Source organism: Nostoc sp., assembly GCF_035638895.1.
Classification (GTDB): Bacteria; Cyanobacteriota; Cyanobacteriia; order Cyanobacteriales; family Nostocaceae; genus Nostoc.
Genome location: NZ_DASQZC010000286.1, coordinates 19,651 through 36,489 on the forward strand (window position 1 = coordinate 19,651; position 16,839 = coordinate 36,489).

20 protein-coding genes are annotated in these 16,839 nt (G+C 42.2%); 5 read left to right on the plus strand and 15 right to left on the minus strand.

Annotated features, from left to right (window positions below; translation table 11 throughout):
- Positions 1-121: 121 nt before the first annotated feature.
- On the minus strand, positions 122-1,084 hold the full coding sequence (gene cysK, locus VE944_RS13770; RefSeq protein WP_324977864.1) for a cysteine synthase A: 963 nt from the start codon (positions 1,082-1,084) through the stop codon (positions 122-124).
- An 18-nt stretch (positions 1,085-1,102) separates the two neighbouring features.
- Positions 1,103-1,573 (minus strand): RrF2 family transcriptional regulator, encoded by a 471-nt coding sequence (locus VE944_RS13775; protein WP_324977867.1) that lies wholly within the window; start codon positions 1,571-1,573, stop codon positions 1,103-1,105.
- Between the two features lie 226 nt (positions 1,574-1,799).
- Here VE944_RS13775 and cysE point away from each other — a divergent pair, with 226 nt between their 5' ends.
- The 3 genes from cysE (at position 1,800) to VE944_RS13790 (ending at position 4,070) form a co-directional block, all read left to right on the plus strand.
- Positions 1,800-2,525 carry a serine O-acetyltransferase gene (gene cysE / locus VE944_RS13780; protein WP_324977869.1) on the plus strand — a complete coding sequence of 242 codons (726 nt, stop codon included), beginning with the start codon at positions 1,800-1,802 and terminating at the stop codon, positions 2,523-2,525.
- 155 nt (positions 2,526-2,680) lie between these two features.
- On the plus strand, positions 2,681-3,265 hold the full coding sequence (locus VE944_RS13785; RefSeq protein ID WP_324977871.1) for an LOG family protein: 585 nt from the start codon (positions 2,681-2,683) through the stop codon (positions 3,263-3,265).
- A gap of 217 nt (positions 3,266-3,482) precedes the next feature.
- A complete protein-coding gene (locus VE944_RS13790) occupies positions 3,483-4,070 on the plus strand; it encodes a Crp/Fnr family transcriptional regulator (protein ID WP_324977874.1) in 588 nt (195 codons plus the stop codon).
- A 6-nt stretch (positions 4,071-4,076) separates the two neighbouring features.
- On the opposite strand, the gene VE944_RS13795 is transcribed toward VE944_RS13790, so the two are convergent.
- The 6 genes from VE944_RS13795 to VE944_RS13820 all read right to left on the minus strand — a co-directional run bounded on the left by VE944_RS13795 (position 4,077) and on the right by VE944_RS13820 (position 9,176).
- A complete protein-coding gene (locus VE944_RS13795; protein ID WP_324977876.1) occupies positions 4,077-4,415 on the minus strand; it encodes an NIL domain-containing protein in 339 nt (112 codons plus the stop codon).
- An 18-nt stretch (positions 4,416-4,433) separates the two neighbouring features.
- Positions 4,434-5,096 carry an NIL domain-containing protein gene (locus VE944_RS13800; protein WP_324977878.1) on the minus strand — a complete coding sequence of 221 codons (663 nt, stop codon included), beginning with the start codon at positions 5,094-5,096 and terminating at the stop codon, positions 4,434-4,436.
- A 585-nt stretch (positions 5,097-5,681) separates the two neighbouring features.
- Complete coding sequence (locus VE944_RS13805) at positions 5,682-5,948, minus strand: NIL domain-containing protein (RefSeq protein WP_324977880.1); 267 nt, start codon at positions 5,946-5,948, stop codon at positions 5,682-5,684.
- A 149-nt stretch (positions 5,949-6,097) separates the two neighbouring features.
- Positions 6,098-6,973 carry a sulfate ABC transporter permease subunit CysW gene (cysW, locus tag VE944_RS13810; RefSeq protein ID WP_324977882.1) on the minus strand — a complete coding sequence of 292 codons (876 nt, stop codon included), beginning with the start codon at positions 6,971-6,973 and terminating at the stop codon, positions 6,098-6,100.
- Positions 6,960-7,820 carry a sulfate ABC transporter permease subunit CysT gene (gene cysT / locus VE944_RS13815; protein ID WP_324977884.1) on the minus strand — a complete coding sequence of 287 codons (861 nt, stop codon included), beginning with the start codon at positions 7,818-7,820 and terminating at the stop codon, positions 6,960-6,962. The genes cysW and cysT overlap by 14 nt, the downstream gene beginning before the upstream one ends.
- 213 nt (positions 7,821-8,033) lie before the next feature.
- Positions 8,034-9,176, minus strand: coding sequence for a sulfate ABC transporter substrate-binding protein (locus tag VE944_RS13820; protein ID WP_324977886.1), 1,143 nt, complete (start codon positions 9,174-9,176; stop codon positions 8,034-8,036).
- 75 nt (positions 9,177-9,251) lie between these two features.
- Here VE944_RS13820 and VE944_RS13825 point away from each other — a divergent pair, with 75 nt between their 5' ends.
- Positions 9,252-9,413, plus strand: a complete 162-nt coding sequence (locus VE944_RS13825) for a hypothetical protein (protein WP_324977887.1) — start codon at positions 9,252-9,254, stop codon at positions 9,411-9,413.
- A gap of 187 nt (positions 9,414-9,600) precedes the next feature.
- Here the strand turns inward: VE944_RS13825 and VE944_RS13830 are convergent, their stop codons facing one another.
- Positions 9,601-10,380: a class II glutamine amidotransferase gene (locus VE944_RS13830; RefSeq protein ID WP_324977889.1), complete on the minus strand. Its 780-nt coding sequence runs from the start codon at positions 10,378-10,380 to the stop codon at positions 9,601-9,603.
- Positions 10,381-10,795: 415 nt separating this feature from the next.
- On the minus strand, positions 10,796-11,314 hold the full coding sequence (purE, locus tag VE944_RS13835; RefSeq protein WP_324977890.1) for a 5-(carboxyamino)imidazole ribonucleotide mutase: 519 nt from the start codon (positions 11,312-11,314) through the stop codon (positions 10,796-10,798).
- 92 nt (positions 11,315-11,406) lie between these two features.
- On the opposite strand from purE, the gene nagA reads away from it, so the two are divergent.
- Positions 11,407-12,627, plus strand: coding sequence for an N-acetylglucosamine-6-phosphate deacetylase (gene nagA / locus VE944_RS13840; RefSeq protein ID WP_324977892.1), 1,221 nt, complete (start codon positions 11,407-11,409; stop codon positions 12,625-12,627).
- A 189-nt stretch (positions 12,628-12,816) separates the two neighbouring features.
- Here nagA and VE944_RS13845 read toward each other — a convergent pair whose 3' ends face one another.
- The 5 genes from VE944_RS13845 to VE944_RS13865 form a co-directional block, all read right to left on the minus strand.
- Positions 12,817-13,941 (minus strand): site-2 protease family protein, encoded by a 1,125-nt coding sequence (locus VE944_RS13845; protein WP_324977894.1) that lies wholly within the window; start codon positions 13,939-13,941, stop codon positions 12,817-12,819.
- A gap of 391 nt (positions 13,942-14,332) precedes the next feature.
- Complete coding sequence (locus VE944_RS13850) at positions 14,333-14,599, minus strand: type II toxin-antitoxin system RelE family toxin (protein ID WP_324977896.1); 267 nt, start codon at positions 14,597-14,599, stop codon at positions 14,333-14,335.
- On the minus strand, positions 14,596-14,805 hold the full coding sequence (locus VE944_RS13855; protein ID WP_324977898.1) for a hypothetical protein: 210 nt from the start codon (positions 14,803-14,805) through the stop codon (positions 14,596-14,598). Before VE944_RS13855 ends, VE944_RS13850 begins: the two co-directional genes overlap by 4 nt.
- A gap of 119 nt (positions 14,806-14,924) precedes the next feature.
- On the minus strand, positions 14,925-15,506 hold the full coding sequence (locus VE944_RS13860; protein WP_324977900.1) for a Uma2 family endonuclease: 582 nt from the start codon (positions 15,504-15,506) through the stop codon (positions 14,925-14,927).
- A complete protein-coding gene (locus VE944_RS13865; protein WP_324977902.1) occupies positions 15,503-16,729 on the minus strand; it encodes a restriction endonuclease subunit S in 1,227 nt (408 codons plus the stop codon). Before VE944_RS13865 ends, VE944_RS13860 begins: the two co-directional genes overlap by 4 nt.
- Positions 16,730-16,839: the final 110 nt, after the last annotated feature.

Sequence of the window (16,839 nt, forward strand, 5' to 3'; positions counted from 1 at the left end):
GTTTAATAAGCAATCAAGCGGACATGATATCATCGCCTAATAGAGAATAGGTGCGTTACGCTCTCGCTTTAACACACCCTACTAGATAATTTATTTTTTAGAAGTCCCTAAAATCTAAAAATTAAACTTTGCTCAACCACTCATTCTCCTCTGGGTCTTTAAACAGTGAAGTACTGAGGTAACGTTCACCAAAGCTAGGCTGTATCATCACGATTAGGCGACCTGCATTTTCTGGCCGTTGTGCTACTTGAATAGCAGCATACAACGCAGCACCAGTAGAAATCCCCGATAGTAATCCTTCTTCTTTTGCGAGACGACGGCTGTAAGCGATCGCTTGCTCATCTGCTACCTGAATCACTTCATCCACCAGTTCTGAACGGTAAATTGCTGGGACAAATCCCGCGCCGATACCTTGAATTTTGTGAGGGCCTGATTTACCGCCTGCTAATACTGGGCTATTGCTTGGTTCAACTGCGATCGCTTGAAAACTCGGTTTCCGTTTTTTTATAACTTCTGCAACTCCGGTAATCGTCCCACCAGTACCCACTCCCGCCACGAGAATATCTACCTCTCCATCGGTATCATTCCAAATTTCTTCGGCTGTGGTTTCGACGTGAACTTTTGTGTTAGCGGGGTTGCGGAACTGCTGCAACATATAAGCATTGGGGGTTTTAGCTACAATATGCTCTGCATGAGCGATCGCTCCTCGCATCCCTTCTACCCCTGGCGTTAACTCTAGTTGAGCGCCATAAGCTTTAAGCATGGATCGTCTTTCGTGGCTCATTGTGTCAGGCATCGTTAGAATAAGATGGTAACCCTTGGCGGCTGCTACCATCGCCAGCGCAATTCCTGTATTTCCAGAAGTCGGCTCTACTAAAACGGTTTTTCCAGGGTGAATCAAGCCTGCTTCCTCCGCCGCTTCCACCATACTCGCACCAATCCTGTCTTTGACAGAAGATGCTGGATTCATGCTTTCTAGCTTCACCACAATCCGAGCAACCGCTCCTGAAGCTTGGGGAATCTTATTTAATTGAACTAAAGGAGTTCGGCCGATTAACTCTGTAATATCTTTGGCTATCCGCATGTCAGTACTCCTTGGTGTCTAAATATAATACATCGGACTTTGCTGTGCGCGAGTTTCTCTTTCCTGGCACAAGTCTTGGAGTGTATAACGACCCAAAACTTCAATTGAGGCAGCGTTAGCTTGCTCCCAAACTTCATAAACCAGAGTCTTTTCCAGAGTCGCAGATTCAGAGGTATCTTTCTCTTTTCGCTCGCCTTCTACCAAAGTGACAATTTCAAGTATTGTAATCTGCCAAGGTTCACGAACTAAAACGAAACCTCCTTTAGAGCCGCGTTGACTCTGCACCACACCAGCACGCCGGAGGTTGGTCAAAATTTGTTCCAAATAGCGTTCAGGTATGGGTTGCTTGGCAGTGATCTCGCTCATGGTTAGAGGAAGCTTTTTCCCGTGGTGGCTTGCCAGTTCTAAGAGTGCCAGCAGCGCGTATTCCACTTTGGAAGACAGATCCAAGAGAGCGTAGTTTTGGCTATTCAAGACTGTACTCAACATACTACGGTGAATTGGGGGACTTATCGCAGTTAATGCGAAATTAATTTTTTTCAAAGTGTGGAATGTGATAGCATCCCACTTACTACCCACAAAAACACTATACGCTATCGACTTACCGTAGATTATTATCCTACACAATTCCCATAAATGACCTGATCTTTTAGTGGGAATTATCCTGAGTTTCTGTTTTCAGAGCCTCACTTACCAACGAAAACCTTAACAGAGTATGCTACTAACTGATTTGCGAACCATTTTTGAGCGTGATCCAGCAGCCCGTAACTGGCTAGAAGTATTGTTCTGTTACCCTGGACTCCAAGCTTTAGTGTTTCATCGATTAGCACACTGGCTGTATAAAATTGGAATTCCCTTTATACCAAGGCTCATCTCTCATATTAGTAGGTTTTTAACCGGAATTGAAATTCATCCTGGGGCATTAATTGGCCAGGGAGTGTTTATAGACCACGGGATGGGAGTAGTGATTGGCGAGACTGCGATCGTGGGCGATCACGCCCTAATTTATCAAGGTGTCACCCTTGGCGGGACTGGGAAAGAAAGCGGCAAACGCCATCCAACTTTAGGCTCTCATGTAGTTGTAGGAGCGGGTGCAAAGGTCTTGGGAAATATTCAAGTTGGCGATCGCGTCCGTATTGGAGCAGGTTCTGTGGTGCTACGAGATGTCCCCAGTAACACTACTGTAGTGGGGATTCCAGGGCGCGTGACTCGTCAGAACAACTCGTCTACCAATGTTCTGGATCATGATAAAGTACGCGACGTAGAAGCTGAAGTCATCCGCGCTCTATTTGAACGTGTCAAAGCTCTAGAGAAACAATTTGAGGAGTTGCAACAATCAAGTTTGTCCTCAACTGAGCTTGACGACGAACCAACCGACAACCCTAAGAGCAATAGTTCTGATGGGATAATTGAAGATTTTCTCGATGGTGCAGGAATTTAAGTCTTATATAAGAAAGTAGGGACACAGCATGGTTTAAACTAACTGATGAATTGAAAGATTTCAATTACTGTGTCCTTATCCTTACTATCTATACATCAAAAGAATAGCTACAGTTAATTTTGAATTTTTTTAGGCAGTAGGAGATAAATTGAACCGTGAAATCTATCTGTGTGTTCTGTGGTTCTAGTATGGGTGTTCGACCTGTTTATAAAGAGGCTGCTCAGACGCTTGGTAAAACTCTAGCTAGTCAAAAATTTAGGCTAGTTTATGGAGGAGGAAATGTAGGTTTGATGGGGGTTGTAGCTGATGCAGCTTTGCTGGCTGGAGGTGAGGTTATTGGAGTAATTCCAGAATTCTTAGCTGCTAAGGAAATAGCCCATAATGAACTCACTGTACTTCACGTTGTTGGCTCCATGCACGAACGCAAAACTAAGATGGCGGATTTGGGTGATGCTTTTATCGCACTTCCTGGCGGATATGGAACTCTAGAGGAGTTCTGTGAAATACTCACTTGGGCACAGCTAGGGCTACACCAGAAACCTTGCGGTTTGTTGAATGTGGAGCGGTACTTTGACCCCTTACTCAGATTATTTGACCATGCTGTGAAGGAAGAATTCCTCAAGTCTGCCCTTCGTTCTCTTGTATTGGAAGCATCTGACGCCCAAAGTCTACTAGATTTATTTGCAACTTACCAACCACCTATTGTTGATAAATGGATTGGGCGAGAAGTAAGACCTTAGTGAAAGTATATTTTTTACCAAAAGATTACATTTACATGATTCCTTAATATTTTTTATAAATACCCTCTAATCCTATTTTTGAGTACCCCTGCATAGTTTAAGAGCCAAAATGACTTTTTATTATTTGCACAGGTTGCTAATCATAATACCCATAGGCTCTTATAACCTGATATATATATAATACGATTAGTTTATCGAGAAGCAGTATTTAAATAATATGGTGTCTTTATACACAGTTATTCCTAACCCATCCAGTAGTACCAAAGAAGTTTTTGCACGTCGGGCATTTTTGCCAGAACATCAAAACAATCTTTGGAAAATTGAAACAGGTTTTGTTCGGACTTTTACCTATCTGGAAGATGGTACAACCGTCGCTCTGGGATTGTGGGGGCCTGGAGATGTCGTTGGTAAGGCTTTGTCAAAATTAGATCCTTACCAAATGGAATGCATAACTAAAGTAGAAGCGACAGTCTTACCTCTAGAGGAATGGAGTCAACTAACAGAAACTCTACTTACCCATATCCAACAGGCTCAAGAATTGATGGTTATTCGTAGCCATAAAAAAGTTGAAACTATGCTGCTCAAGCTGTTGGCATGGTTATCCAAAAAGTTTGGTTCGGAAGTTGAAAAAGGACGTTTAATAGATATGCGTCTGACTCACGAAGACCTGGCGGAAATGCTCGGTTCAACCCGTGTGACTATTACTCGTATTCTTGGGCAGTTTGAGCAAGAGGGACTGATTGCTCGTCTTTCCTTGCATCGAATTGTGCTGCGAGAAGAAGAAATTTGGTACTATGAAATTTAGATTATTTCAGCAAAACCAGCCATCGCCGTCAGCATTCGGCTTACCTACAATTCTCAGATTCAGAGATTCCAGGTAAGCCAGACCCCTAGAGATTTGTGGCACTGTTCCCCGCAGTTCAATGTCAAAGTATCCTTCTTGCTCTGTATTTGGTTGTAGCATAGCTTTAGTAATATTAACTACCAAGTCATAAGCAGAAATTAACTGCGAAATTACAGGTGCTTGCAGATAGCATTTAGGAATATATATCCGTAGACGAATCTGGGTGACTTGGCTTTTTGCATAAACTGAAGAAACCAGTGATAATCTGGTTTGGGAATTGGTTTGATGGTTATTTAATGCTGCCATTGGGTAGTGAGTTATTAATTAGCGTAGGCGTAGCCCCTCGTAGACATCGCTATAAACGTTAGACAAATCTAGCCAAATTGGTAGCCCCAGTTTTTCTAAATAACTCAGGCTAGAGTAGAGTTGCTTTGTTCTCCCCCACAAATCCAAATCAAACCAGCCGTCATCTTCGGTATCGGGTTGGAGTCTAGCACTGGTGATATTGACTGTTAGTCCATAACGAGAAACTAACTCGGAAATCACTGGTTCTTCGTAATAAGATTTTAAGACGCACACTTGCAAGCGCAATCGACTGGTTTGACCGAGAGAAATCCATTGCTGGAATTGTTCTTGCCATTGATTTGTCAGCCATGCAGAGTCTTTGGAACTCATGCTAGCTGGATGTGGGAAAGTTAAAGAGTGTTGGTTGGGTTGAATTTGGGTAGCGATCGCTAATTCCAGCAAATTCACTCCCAATCCTTGCAAGTAAGATAGGCTATTTGTCAGTTTTTGGGGATTTCCCGAAAGTTCCAAATCAAACCAGCCATCGCTGTCATTGTCGGATGTCAGGGATGCAGCTTTGATATTAACGGTTAAATCATAACGAGATACCAGTCGAGAAATTACAGGTTGCCTGTTATACCGTTGAGGCACGAGAATTCGACTGTGGACTGAAGCGGGTTCTACAGATTTACTCTGAGACATCAGATTAATTCCCAATAGCGATGCCGTTTGCGGAGCGTCTCGTAGACAAGGCGGGCTGCGCCTACACAATTTTTAAGTTCAGCAGAGAATTTTGCTGATGCCGTATACCTGCAACTCAACTGCCGTTGCTTGAATGTGAGCCTCATAGAGATTTTCATATTTCTGGCTTCTATTAATCTACGGTAAGACTATCGACTTAGTGCATTTATTTGTTATGTAAAGGAAAGTATCACAAAGTCCGCAAAAAAGCAATCAGCAAATTAACGTAGTTAGTAGCAATTTATGTGGAGTACTTTTGACGCTAAAGCAATTGATAATCTATTACATCTGTCCGTTCGCTGATATCGTCATTATCTTGGAATCACAACTGAAGGGCGATAATTATTACCAAGTAATTGAAGGATTACCAAAATCAGGTTAGGTGGTGTCGTAAGAATTTTGTTAGATTTTATCTCATAGTCGGCATACTGCAAGTATCAATTCTGACTCTTCCAGATACATAAAAAGTCGCAAAAACGAGAGGTTAATATTAGGTATGAGGACGTGCAGCTATCTGTACGCCCCTATTATGTATTGCTATAAACCTTACCAATCAGTTGCTTTAGTGTCATCCCAGACTTCCAATTCCAAGTCGTGGAGATAGGTTAACCCACTCTTAATTTGTGCATCTGTTCCTTGTAATTCAAGGTCAAACCAACCATCACCGACAGCATTTGCTCCTAAAATTGCTGCGGTGATATTCACAGTCAGTCCACAATCAGATACCAGGCGAGAAATTACAGGTTCCTGGTGATAGTCTTTGGGAATTCTTAGTCGAATCCGTTTGTTAGTAAGTGTATTGTCAGTAGCCATATCTGAATTATTTCAATCCCTGATCGGGATTGGTACAGAACTACTTTTAACCCTAACGGTAATTTCCTGATAGGTACTAAGTAGATCGTACCATGTCCCATGATTTGCTTGTAGCCTATTCAAAGGATAACTATAATCTCTTGATTTTTCTATTCAACATCTTTAATGCTGGTTTTCCGTTCCAAAATCTCCTTTAGCACTAAGGTTACTACTGCTAGCAATGCTAACAGTACAGCCGCAGAGAAGGCAGCTTCGGTTTCATATTGTTTGTAAGCGTCTTCTACAAATAGTGGTAGGCTCTGGGTTTGGTCAGCAATGTTACCAGATACTACTGAAACCGCGCCGAATTCACCCATTGCTCTAGCATTGGTCAAAATTAAACCGTAGAGCAAACCCCAACGAATAGTAGGCAGTGTGACGCGCCAAAATATCTGCCAATCTTTCGCACCTAAAGTTCTAGCAGCTTCTTCTTGATCCTTGCCAAATTCTTCTAAAACAGGAATCACTTCCCGCGCCACAAAGGGCATACTCACAAAAGCTGTAGCCAGCACCATACCTGGAAAAGCAAAGATAATTTTGATATCATGAGCCTGGAGCCAAGGGCCAAACCACCCATTGCGACCGTAAAGTAACACAATCATCAATCCTGCGACTACAGGCGAAATCGAGAAAGGCAGGTCAATAATACTCAAAACTATGGCGCGTCCAGGGAATTTATGACGAGCGATCGCCCAAGCTGCACATAAACCAAATACCGTATTTAAAGGTAGAGAAATCAGCGCCAGTAATAGCGTTAGCCAAGCTGCATGGAGAAAAGCTGGTCGCGTCAGGTTTGATAGAAACGGCCCAACTCCTTTGCTGAAGGCTTGGACAAAAACGTTAATTGCCGGGATGTATTGAACTAGGGCTAAATAAGCGATCGCTATACCAATTAAAAGTATTGGTACCCAACTCTTCTGCTCTTTCGGCTTGGCTATATCTGTATCAGATGCAGACGAGTGAAAACTTGGCTTATCTACTGTCATATCGCCTTGCCCATGCTTGTAAGAAATTAATTGTCAGTAGTAGTACCAACGAAATAGATAGTAAAACTATGCCAATTACTGTTGCACCAGAATAGTCATACTGCTCTAAGCGTTGGAAAATCAACACAGGTGCGATCAAATCTTGATAAGGAGTATTGGAAGAGATAATTACAGTTGATCCATACTCTCCAACTGCACGGGAGAAACCCAAGGCAACACCAGTTAAAATTGTCGGAAATAAAGGTGGCAAAATTACTTTCCAGAATGTCTGCCATTGAGAAGCACCCAGACACCAAGAGGCTTCTTCAATTTCACGTTCCATTTCTTGAAGCACTGGTTGCACAGTTCTCACAATAAAAGGTAGTGAGATAAATATCATTGCTACCGCTACTCCCGTGCGGGTAAAAGCTACCTTAATTCCCAGTGGTGCTAGTAGCGAACCTATCCAACCATTATCGCTGTAAACCGTTGCCAGGGTTAGCCCTGCTACCGATGTTGGTAGTGCAAAGGGTAAATCTACTGTGGCGTCAATCACGCGTTTTAAGGGAAAGTCGTAGCGAACCAAAACCCAGGCAATTAGAGTACCAAATACGCCATTAAGCAGGGCAGCAAATATTGCTGTAAAAAAAGTGACATTGTATGTTGCTAATGCTACATCACTGGTTGCGATCGCCCAAAATCTCGCCGGAGGTTCCGTACTCGCTTTCAGAAACATGGCAATTATGGGGATAAATAACATCACTGTCAGGTATCCTATGGTGATTCGCCAAGTCCAGGGAACCTGCCCCAATTTCTTCCAGAATGGTGTTTTGCGTTCAACCTTCAGAGACGGAGATACAGTTGTCATAGTCAAAAATTCAAAATCTAAAATTCACAAGAAGTTTTGGCGTTGCTGATTGGGATATGAAAAATAATTTTGCGTCATTTTAAAATCTTTGTAGAGACGTTGCATTGCAATGTCTCTACATCCATATTCATAACTCGATTCAGCAACACCGAAGTTTTTTGTTAGTGATTGGGTGTTTTTTCTACTGAGCACCCACGATTGACTAATGACTAATTACTTTTTCTTGGCTTGAATCTGGTCAAAAATAGCTCCATCTGCGAAGAACTTGTTATTGATTCCATCCCAACCGCCGAAGTCTGCAACTGTACCCAAAGTTTTTACCTTGGGAAATTTGTCTGCAACTTCTTTACTTAGACTCAAAGTATCATCTGCCGGGCGGAATCCCAATTTTGCAAACTCCTGTTGAGCCTCTGGAGTATATAGATATTTGACAAAACCTTCGGCAACTTCGCGCGTACCGTGCTTATCAACATTTTTATCTACAACTGCGATGGGATTATCGATAGATATATTGACATCAGGGACGATCGCAGTCACCTTTTCACCCTTTTGTCCTGCCAAGATAATCTCATTTTCATAGTTAATCAGGGCATCACCTTGACCCTGCTTGAAAAAAGCATCAGTAGCTTCACGGGCATCTTTAGTCAGTAAGGGTACATTTCCGTACACTTTGGTTACAAACTCAGTCGCTTTAGCATCATCTCCACCAGTTTTAATCACTGAATTCCAAAGAGCTAAGAAATTCCAGCGAGCAACTCCTGATGTTTTCGGATCGGCGGTAATTAGTTTTATCCCGTCTTTAGATAAATCTTCCCAAGTTTTGATGTTTTTAGGATTTCCTGGACGGGTGACTAATGCTGCTACTGATTTGGAGACAATACCATTGTTGGGAACTTCTTTTTCCCATCCTGGTTGAATCAATCCAGCCTTCTCAATCTTTGAGGTATCTCCAGCTAGTGCCAAGTGAACAACATCTGCTTCCAAACCATCGATAACGGCGCGAGTTTGGGAACCAGAGCCGCCATAGCTTTGCTTGAAAACGACAGTTTGGTTATGATCTTTCTTCCACTGTTCTACAAATTTAGGAATAATTGCTTCGTGAGCCGCTTTGGTGACAGCAAAGGAAACCAGGGTTATTTCAACATTATCCTTGGTTGCAGCAACCGGGCTGGCAGCAGGGGTTTCAGAGGAAGGATTACTCGCTGTTCCACCGGAGCAGGCGGCAAGCGCCACACTCAATACAGTCCCTACCAAAAAGAGTGATACAAAGCTTTTGAGCGAATTTAGTCTGAACCGATACGTTCTATGTTCAGCTATCACTTGTAATCTTTTCAATGGGCGTTGCCACAAACTCATTTTATTTCCTCCGCTAAATCTACAAATAATTGATGGGAATACAGTTATATAGTGTTTATCATACTGGATAATTCGATGTATCTAGTTGCAAACACCACCAAAGGTCACATTCTTTATCAAGAATATGGTGATTTTAGCAGTTTTGTGAACAATTACAATGCTTTTACTTTCAACTATCAATTTATCATCACAATTCGCTACCTAGTAAATCAAGCAAATTGCTTCATTAGTTATTAGTCCAAGAGAAATCACCCCCACTTTTTGACGTGGTTTGAATTAGTCTGATATCATTAGTTTTCGCCCAAAAGGGGGAAAGTATGTACAAAAACTCTTTATTAAGTAATAAAAAACAAAACCCATCTAGAAGGTATCTAAATGGGAAAATTTCTGATTAATTTGTGAATTCGCCAACAGGATCAGATTCTTAACTAAATGCATATTTCAGGGGTAGTCCATCCTGAAAAACTAGTAATTCTCCAGGTTGGATTTGTGTCCAAACTTCGTTGTCAGTGAGGGGTGTGGTAGCAATGACAGCAACGCGATCGCGTTCTGTAGTCACCTCCCGAAAATCTACAGTCATGTCTTGGTCAATTAAATGGGCAGCTGCAAAGGGCGCTTGGCGGACAATGTAACTGAGTTTAGTTGAACAATAAGCAAAAAAGTGGACTCCATCTGATAATAAGTAATTAAATATACCCACCTTTGCAATTACAGCAGTAATTTCTTGCAGCACAGGGTACAGTTCCTTTATGTCAGGCTTACCCTGGGGAAAATGCGATCGCAATGTTTCTAGGATCATACAGAATGCTTTTTCACTATCTGTATCACCTACGGCTTGATAAAATCCCAAATTTTCTGGATCAAAATCTGGCAAATTGCCGTTGTGGGCAAACACCCAATATTGACCCCACAATTCTCTGCGGAAAGGATGGCAGTTGTGTAGGGCAACTTCACCCTGAGTAGCTTTACGGATATGGGCTATGACATGGGTTGAGTGGATGGCATAACTCCGAACAAACTCCGCTACCGGAGAAGCAACAGAAGGTTGGGCATCTAAAAACATTCGACATCCCTTTCCTTCAAAGAAAGCAATGCCCCAACCATCGCTATGATCATCCGTTTTTCCTCCCCGTGCAGAAAACCCTTCAAAAGAAAAGCAAATATCCGTTGGAACATTGCAATTCATTCCGAGCAATTGACACATGAATGTTGTCGCTCTCAATTTTTGACTACGGCCTCAGCATCAAGATACTTCAGAATGCTGCCTTGATTCTGGAGCGATCGCTTCAATCTTAGACTTTTTCAGTTAAGTCTGTCTAGCAAATGGAGTCGCCTAGGGACTTCCAAGAAAAATAAATACCCATCGCTTTGGTGAGCAGGGGAAGCAGGGGGCGCAGGGGAAGCAGGGGAGGAAGAATCTAATGATCGTCTTCGCTCCCAAAATTGAATAATTTAATTTCTGGAAGTCGCCTAACAAGCAAATGGAGTTGCCAAACAAGCAAATGGAGTCGCTTAACAAGCAAATGCGATCGATAAACAAGCAAATGCGATCGCCTAACAAGCAAATGCGCTTTCTTAACTAATTACGAATTACGTTAGCGTAGCTGATTACGAATTACTTAAGGCATTTGCTGTAAATATTGCTCATAGCCTAATTCTTCTAGTTTTGCTTGCTTTGTAATTACTGATTCACATAAAGTTTTGCGATATTGCTGCACTTTCTCTAGCAATTCTGGTTGATGAGTTGCGAGGATTTGTACTGCTAAAAGACCGGCATTTTTGGCATTACCGATCGCCACTGTTGCCACAGGAATACCCCCAGGCATTTGTAAAATAGAATACAAAGAATCAACACCTTGTAAGTTACGGGTGGGTACAGGAACACCGATAACAGGAAGTGGAGTTAAAGATGCTACCATTCCTGGCAGATGGGCAGCACCACCGGCACCAGCAATAATTACTTTAATACCGCGTTGGTGTGCAAGTTGAGCATATTGCACCATGCGTTCTGGGGTACGATGAGCAGAAACGATCGCTACTTCGCTTTCAACGCCAAATTCTTCACAAACTGCGATCGCGTCTTTCATGGTGGGCAAATCGGAATCGCTGCCCATGATAATACCAACTAAGGGAGTCATAGAATTTTGGATTTTGGACTTTGGATTTTGGATTAATTGCCGATTGTTCCATCTAAAATCGGGTCAGGTTTAATTATTCCCTAGCCAGTGTGATGACCCAAGCAACACAAAATCCTGTAGATATTATCAATGCTAGAGTGCCTGGTTACAAAGATTTGCAGATGCTCTTGATTAACCAAGAAGGCATAATTGAGCAAATCTTGCCAATGGGTACGCTAGGGATGCACAGATGTACGTCCCTACTAGATGTAGCAGGTGACTGGATTTCTTTAGGCGGCGTTGATTTGCAAATTAACGGTGCGTTGGGTTTGGCATTTCCCGAATTGACGCCTGAAAATGCTCACATACTCCAGAAAATCTCACGATTTTTGTGGGATGTTGGGGTAGATGAATTTTTACCAACACTTGTGACAACTTCAGTCGAAAATATTCAGCGATCGCTTGCTATTATTGCTGAGGTTATCCCCACTCAAAAAGCTGGTGCCAAGATTCTTGGAGTACATCTAGAAGGCCCATTTTTGAATTTCCAAAAGCGCGGCGCACACCCAGCAGAGTACTTGTTACCCTTAACAATTGATCAGGTAAAGCGGGTTTTGAGTAATTATGCTCATGTTGTGAAAATCATCACCTTAGCACCGGAGTTAGATCCCACTGGTAAAGTAATTCCATATTTGCGTTCTCTGGGAATTACCGTCAGTTTAGGGCATTCTCAAGCAACAGAGGCCCAAGGGCAACGGGCCTTTGAAGAGGGTGCAACGATGGTAACTCATGCTTTCAACGCCATGCCACCATTACATCACCGCGAGCCAGGATTATTAGGGGCAGCAATTACCCATCCTGATGTAATGTGTGGTTTTATTGCAGATGGTGAACACGTTTCGCCTACGATGCTGCAAATTTTACTTCGTGCTAGCTATCACGAAAAAGGGCTGTTCCTCGTCAGCGATGCCCTTTCACCTCTAGGGCTACCCGATGGGGTGTATCCTTGGGATACTCGGCAAATTGAAGTTAAAAACGGTACTGCACGACTGCCAGATGGCACTTTATCGGGGACGACTTTACCTTTATTGGTGGGAGTGCAGAATTTGGTGAAGTGGGGAATTTGTGACGTAGAAAGTGCAATTTTACTAGCTACTAATGCACCTAGAAAAGCGATTGGTTTACCAGAAATTGTTAAGAGTCAACCCGCTAATTTATTACGCTGGCATTGGGATGAGACTACAAAAGAATTAACTTGGCGACGTGTTCTTACCGCAGAGATGGTGAAGAAGGCAGGAGATTGGAATTTATCTGTTACTCTCAACTCCATCTAATGGGACTTCCAAATAAAAATATCCCATCCCTGCGGGACGCTACGCGAACGCTTTTAGGGGAAGGGAGTGGGGAGTGGGGAGCAGGGAGCGGGGGGAAGAAGACTTGGAGATAAGGCTACGGTTCAGATAAGCTTTTTTCTCCCCCCCTGCTTCCCCTGCATCCCCTGCTCCCCCTGCCTCTTCATTGAACTATGCAGGATTAGGTTGGGTTCGGCTTTGAAGTAGCTGGATAATAGCAGCTTTTTCTAAGATTCCAACTAGGACACCATTCTTACGAATTACGGGAAGCACAGATAGCTTTTGTTGTTCGAGTACCTGCATGACTTCCAGCAGAGGTTGATCGGATTGAACTGTGGTAGATTCGGTAATTGGTCGCATGACTTCTTTTACTTGAGTTTCTGACCACATTGCTGTTGGAATGGTTCGTAAATTATCAACAGCGATCGCACCTACTAATTGTCCATCATTATCAGTCACTAAGAACCGATGCCAGTTTTGCCCACTTATGACTCGCTCATCGGCAAACTCTCTCAGGGTCAGATTAGCAGATACAATCGGGCTATCATGGGTTACAGCATCTTCGGCTGTCAAACCTGTGAGTTTTTCTTGCACTCGGGCAAATTGAGCTGTATTACCAGCATTTTGCAATAAGAAGAAGCCAACTAACAAATTCCAGAAGTTACCGGCGCTGCCAAATAATACTAGGGGAAGTACACCTGAAAGAATTGCTACCCAACCAAAGATTTGCCCAACTCGACTAGCAAAGGTCACACCTTTATAAGGATTGCCTGTAATTTTCCAAACGAGGGCTTTCAGTATATTTCCGCCATCTAAGGGTAAGCCAGGAATCAGGTTAAATAGCGCTAATGCCAAGTTAACAGAAGCTAAAACACCAAGAATTGCTGCTAACGGCCCTGATGCAGTAGTAGTCACACCAATTACTGTAACGATACCGCACAGTAGGAAACTAACTAAAGGCCCTGCGATCGCTACCCAAAAAGCTTCACCTGGGGTTTTCGATTCTTTTTCTAAGCTAGCTAAACCGCCAAATATAAACAGCGTGATAGATTTGACATCAATTCCCTGACGAATCGCAACAAAACTGTGGCCTAATTCATGGGCGACGACAGAGGCAAATAACATCAGCGCTGTCATCAATCCCAGTAGCAAAGCTAATCCCGCAGACAATTGGGGAAATTGTGCCGCCAGTCCACTGCTATAGCTCCAAGTTACTAAACCCAGAACTAAAAACCATGACGGATGGATATAGAAGGGAATTCCGAAGAGATTACCAACGCGAATTGTGCCATTCATGTCGTTCACCTTTGATTTCAGCTTCGAGAAGTTTGCTTTCTTCCTTCTCGATGTCTTCAGTGTAACGAAAGGTTAAGAGATTTTAATCTTGATGGTGGTAGTGGTGTCCGTCTGTAAAGGTGCGGTTATTGGCAATATTGGAACCCACATTTCACACTTCGTTTTGTCATATGCAAATATTACAAATGTTGGACTAATAGTGGTTGAATAGCGATGTCTACGACGGGCTACGCCTACGCCGAAAACCCAAAAGATAGCAGTGTTAATGCTTAAGGCTACCAATGGGTTTTTGTAAAATTTGTTGAACTATTGATGTATGACATTTTGAAGTGCGGAATGTGGACTTAAAAAGGATGTTTCGCAAGCTTGAGGTTTCAGCAGTAGTCATTTACTATGGAAAAAATCGATATATTTCCTTGCGATGTAATACACGAACAAAGATAATTACATCTTCGTCTTCGGCAAAACCAATTCGATAGTCACCAACTCGGATACGATAGTAATTTCCATCTGCCTTAAGTTTTTTGATGTTGTTGATATTCAAGAGACTTTCAGCAGTTTCCACTTCTTCTATTACAGTCTTAATTTTCAGGAGCAAGTCCTCATCTCGAATCTTACTAAGATCCTTTTCAAAGCTTTTTCTGAACTCGACTTTCACGGTTTCGGCTCCAAAAGTTGAAAGATGGAGTCGCGGTTAACCAGTTCAGTTGTTTCACCTTCCGCGATCGCTCTTTCCATTGCTATGTCTTCAATAATTTCTGCCAAAAATTCAGAGACTTCTTCACGGTTATCACGAATCAATTCGACGATTGCGTTTTTCAAGATTTCCTTGAGTTGTTCTGGATTTAGGGTAATCTCGGACATTATGCCTCCATTAAATTAAGTTGAATTTGATAAATTAATACCAACAGCTTCAAGTTGTTGGTTTATCCAAGTCGTTGCCTTCTCTTTATCCTGTTCTACTCCTGTTTTAGGCATTCAACTCAAACGGTTGAAAAATCAATATTTTCGTAAAGTTCTGCAATTTGAATTTGCAACTCAAAGGTATTCAAAGAAAGGGTGATAGCTGGATCGTCGTATTCTGAAAATAGCCACTGATGAGCGGCTGTTTTGACATGATGCTCAACGTGTATCCGATATTGATCGATCAACAGATATTCTTGGAAGGTGGGAATTGTGCGATAGGCAACGAATTTCTCACCGCGATCGTAGTTTTGGGTGGACTTAGACAACACTTCAGCGATAAAGCAGGGGTTCACCACGGTATCTTTGCGTCCAGTTTGAAGTTCTAAGGGTTTAAGCAGAACCATCACGTCGGGATAGGTATATAGGCTGGCACTAGAAATCCAAAGTCGTTGATCAGCATAGAAAGTCCGGTAGTCTTCGCCTTTTAGTGCAGATTTAAGCAAAATATACAAGTTTCCAGCAATATCGTTGTGGTTGGGTGTTCCACCAGTCATTGGAATAATTTCTCCATCACGGTATTCGTTGCGGATGTCGGAGGCGATTTCCAGTTCCAGGTACTCTTCAACGGTGTAGTGTTTTGTCTCAGGTTGAGCAATCATGTCAGTTTTACCCCCAAGGCTTCAAGTTGCTGGTTTATCCAAATTGTGGCTGTCGCTTCATCAGTTTCTATTGCCCGTTCTACTCCTGTTTTAGCAATTTCTAGCAGTTGTTTCGATTGCTCCCGTGCTTTACGAGATGCCCTGACCTTTTCTGTAATTTTCTGGCGAGTAGATTCTTGCGGTAGCGTGATCGGAATATTTAACAAATCTTCAGTAGAAATTGCTGGATACATACTGGCAGTCGTATGAAGATCAAGGATTTCGCAGACAATGGGCGATCGCAAATAAACCAGTAAAACTTCTGGCTCTATTTTGGTTGGTTTTAAAACAGCAAAACCAGATGAACAAATGTAATTACTTTGCTCTGTTTCAATCAGGGCTGAGAGTCTGCGAATGGGGCGAACGGTTGACGTAATTACATCGTTAGTTTTGACAATCCACTGCGCTCGACTGGGGGCTTCTTCCATTGCTACTACTTCACTATTGGCAAAGCCTTCTCCTCTGAGATTACCAATTTCAATGTAATTAAACGTGCCTTGTTCTTCGGGCTGAAATTTGCGCTTTGCGAGTGAGACAACATTGCTAATACAAAGACCAGATTGACGTATGATTGCCATGACTTTTTGCTGTTTTGGCTGGTAATACTCAGCATCGAAGCGACCGGAGGACAGGAACGACTCAGCAAAACTCTTGACGGCAAAGGTTTCTTCCGTGGTTTGCCAGTTTTTCAAGCCAAGCTCCGACAACAGCAAATCCTCAGCTTGTTGATAGAATTTCTTTGAATCTTTAAGAATATTATATGAATACTTAATTAGTAATTCAAGAAAATCTTGAAAATCAGACTTTAGAGTAGGAATCAGAAGATTCTCAAGAATAGTTAGGTTGACATGTCCTTGTAAACCTCCACTAGCAAATCTAAACAACTGACTTGTACCAAACTTTGAATTTATAAATCCTACAAGATAAAAGGGGTTTACGCGATTTTTATTGCTCTCTACGATGATGATATCAGCAGAATTAACAACTTCTGAATCTAGATAAATACTAGCTTTACCAAAAGATCCGCTTCTGGCAATAAGAACGTCACCCTTTTTTATCTGAGATTTTTTAAGCTGTTGATGAAATTTTTGAGTTATTCTTTGACAATCTTCAGTATTGACAAAGAATTCATCTATATTCCGAGTCTGTAGTAATACAGCGCTTCCGCCTGTTATAAGGTACACTAGGTTAAAATATAAATACTTTTAAATGAAGTCATACTCTATCGAGCTTCGAGAAAAAATAGTTGCAGCACATATTCAAAAAAATATCTCAATCAGGAAAGTAGCTAACA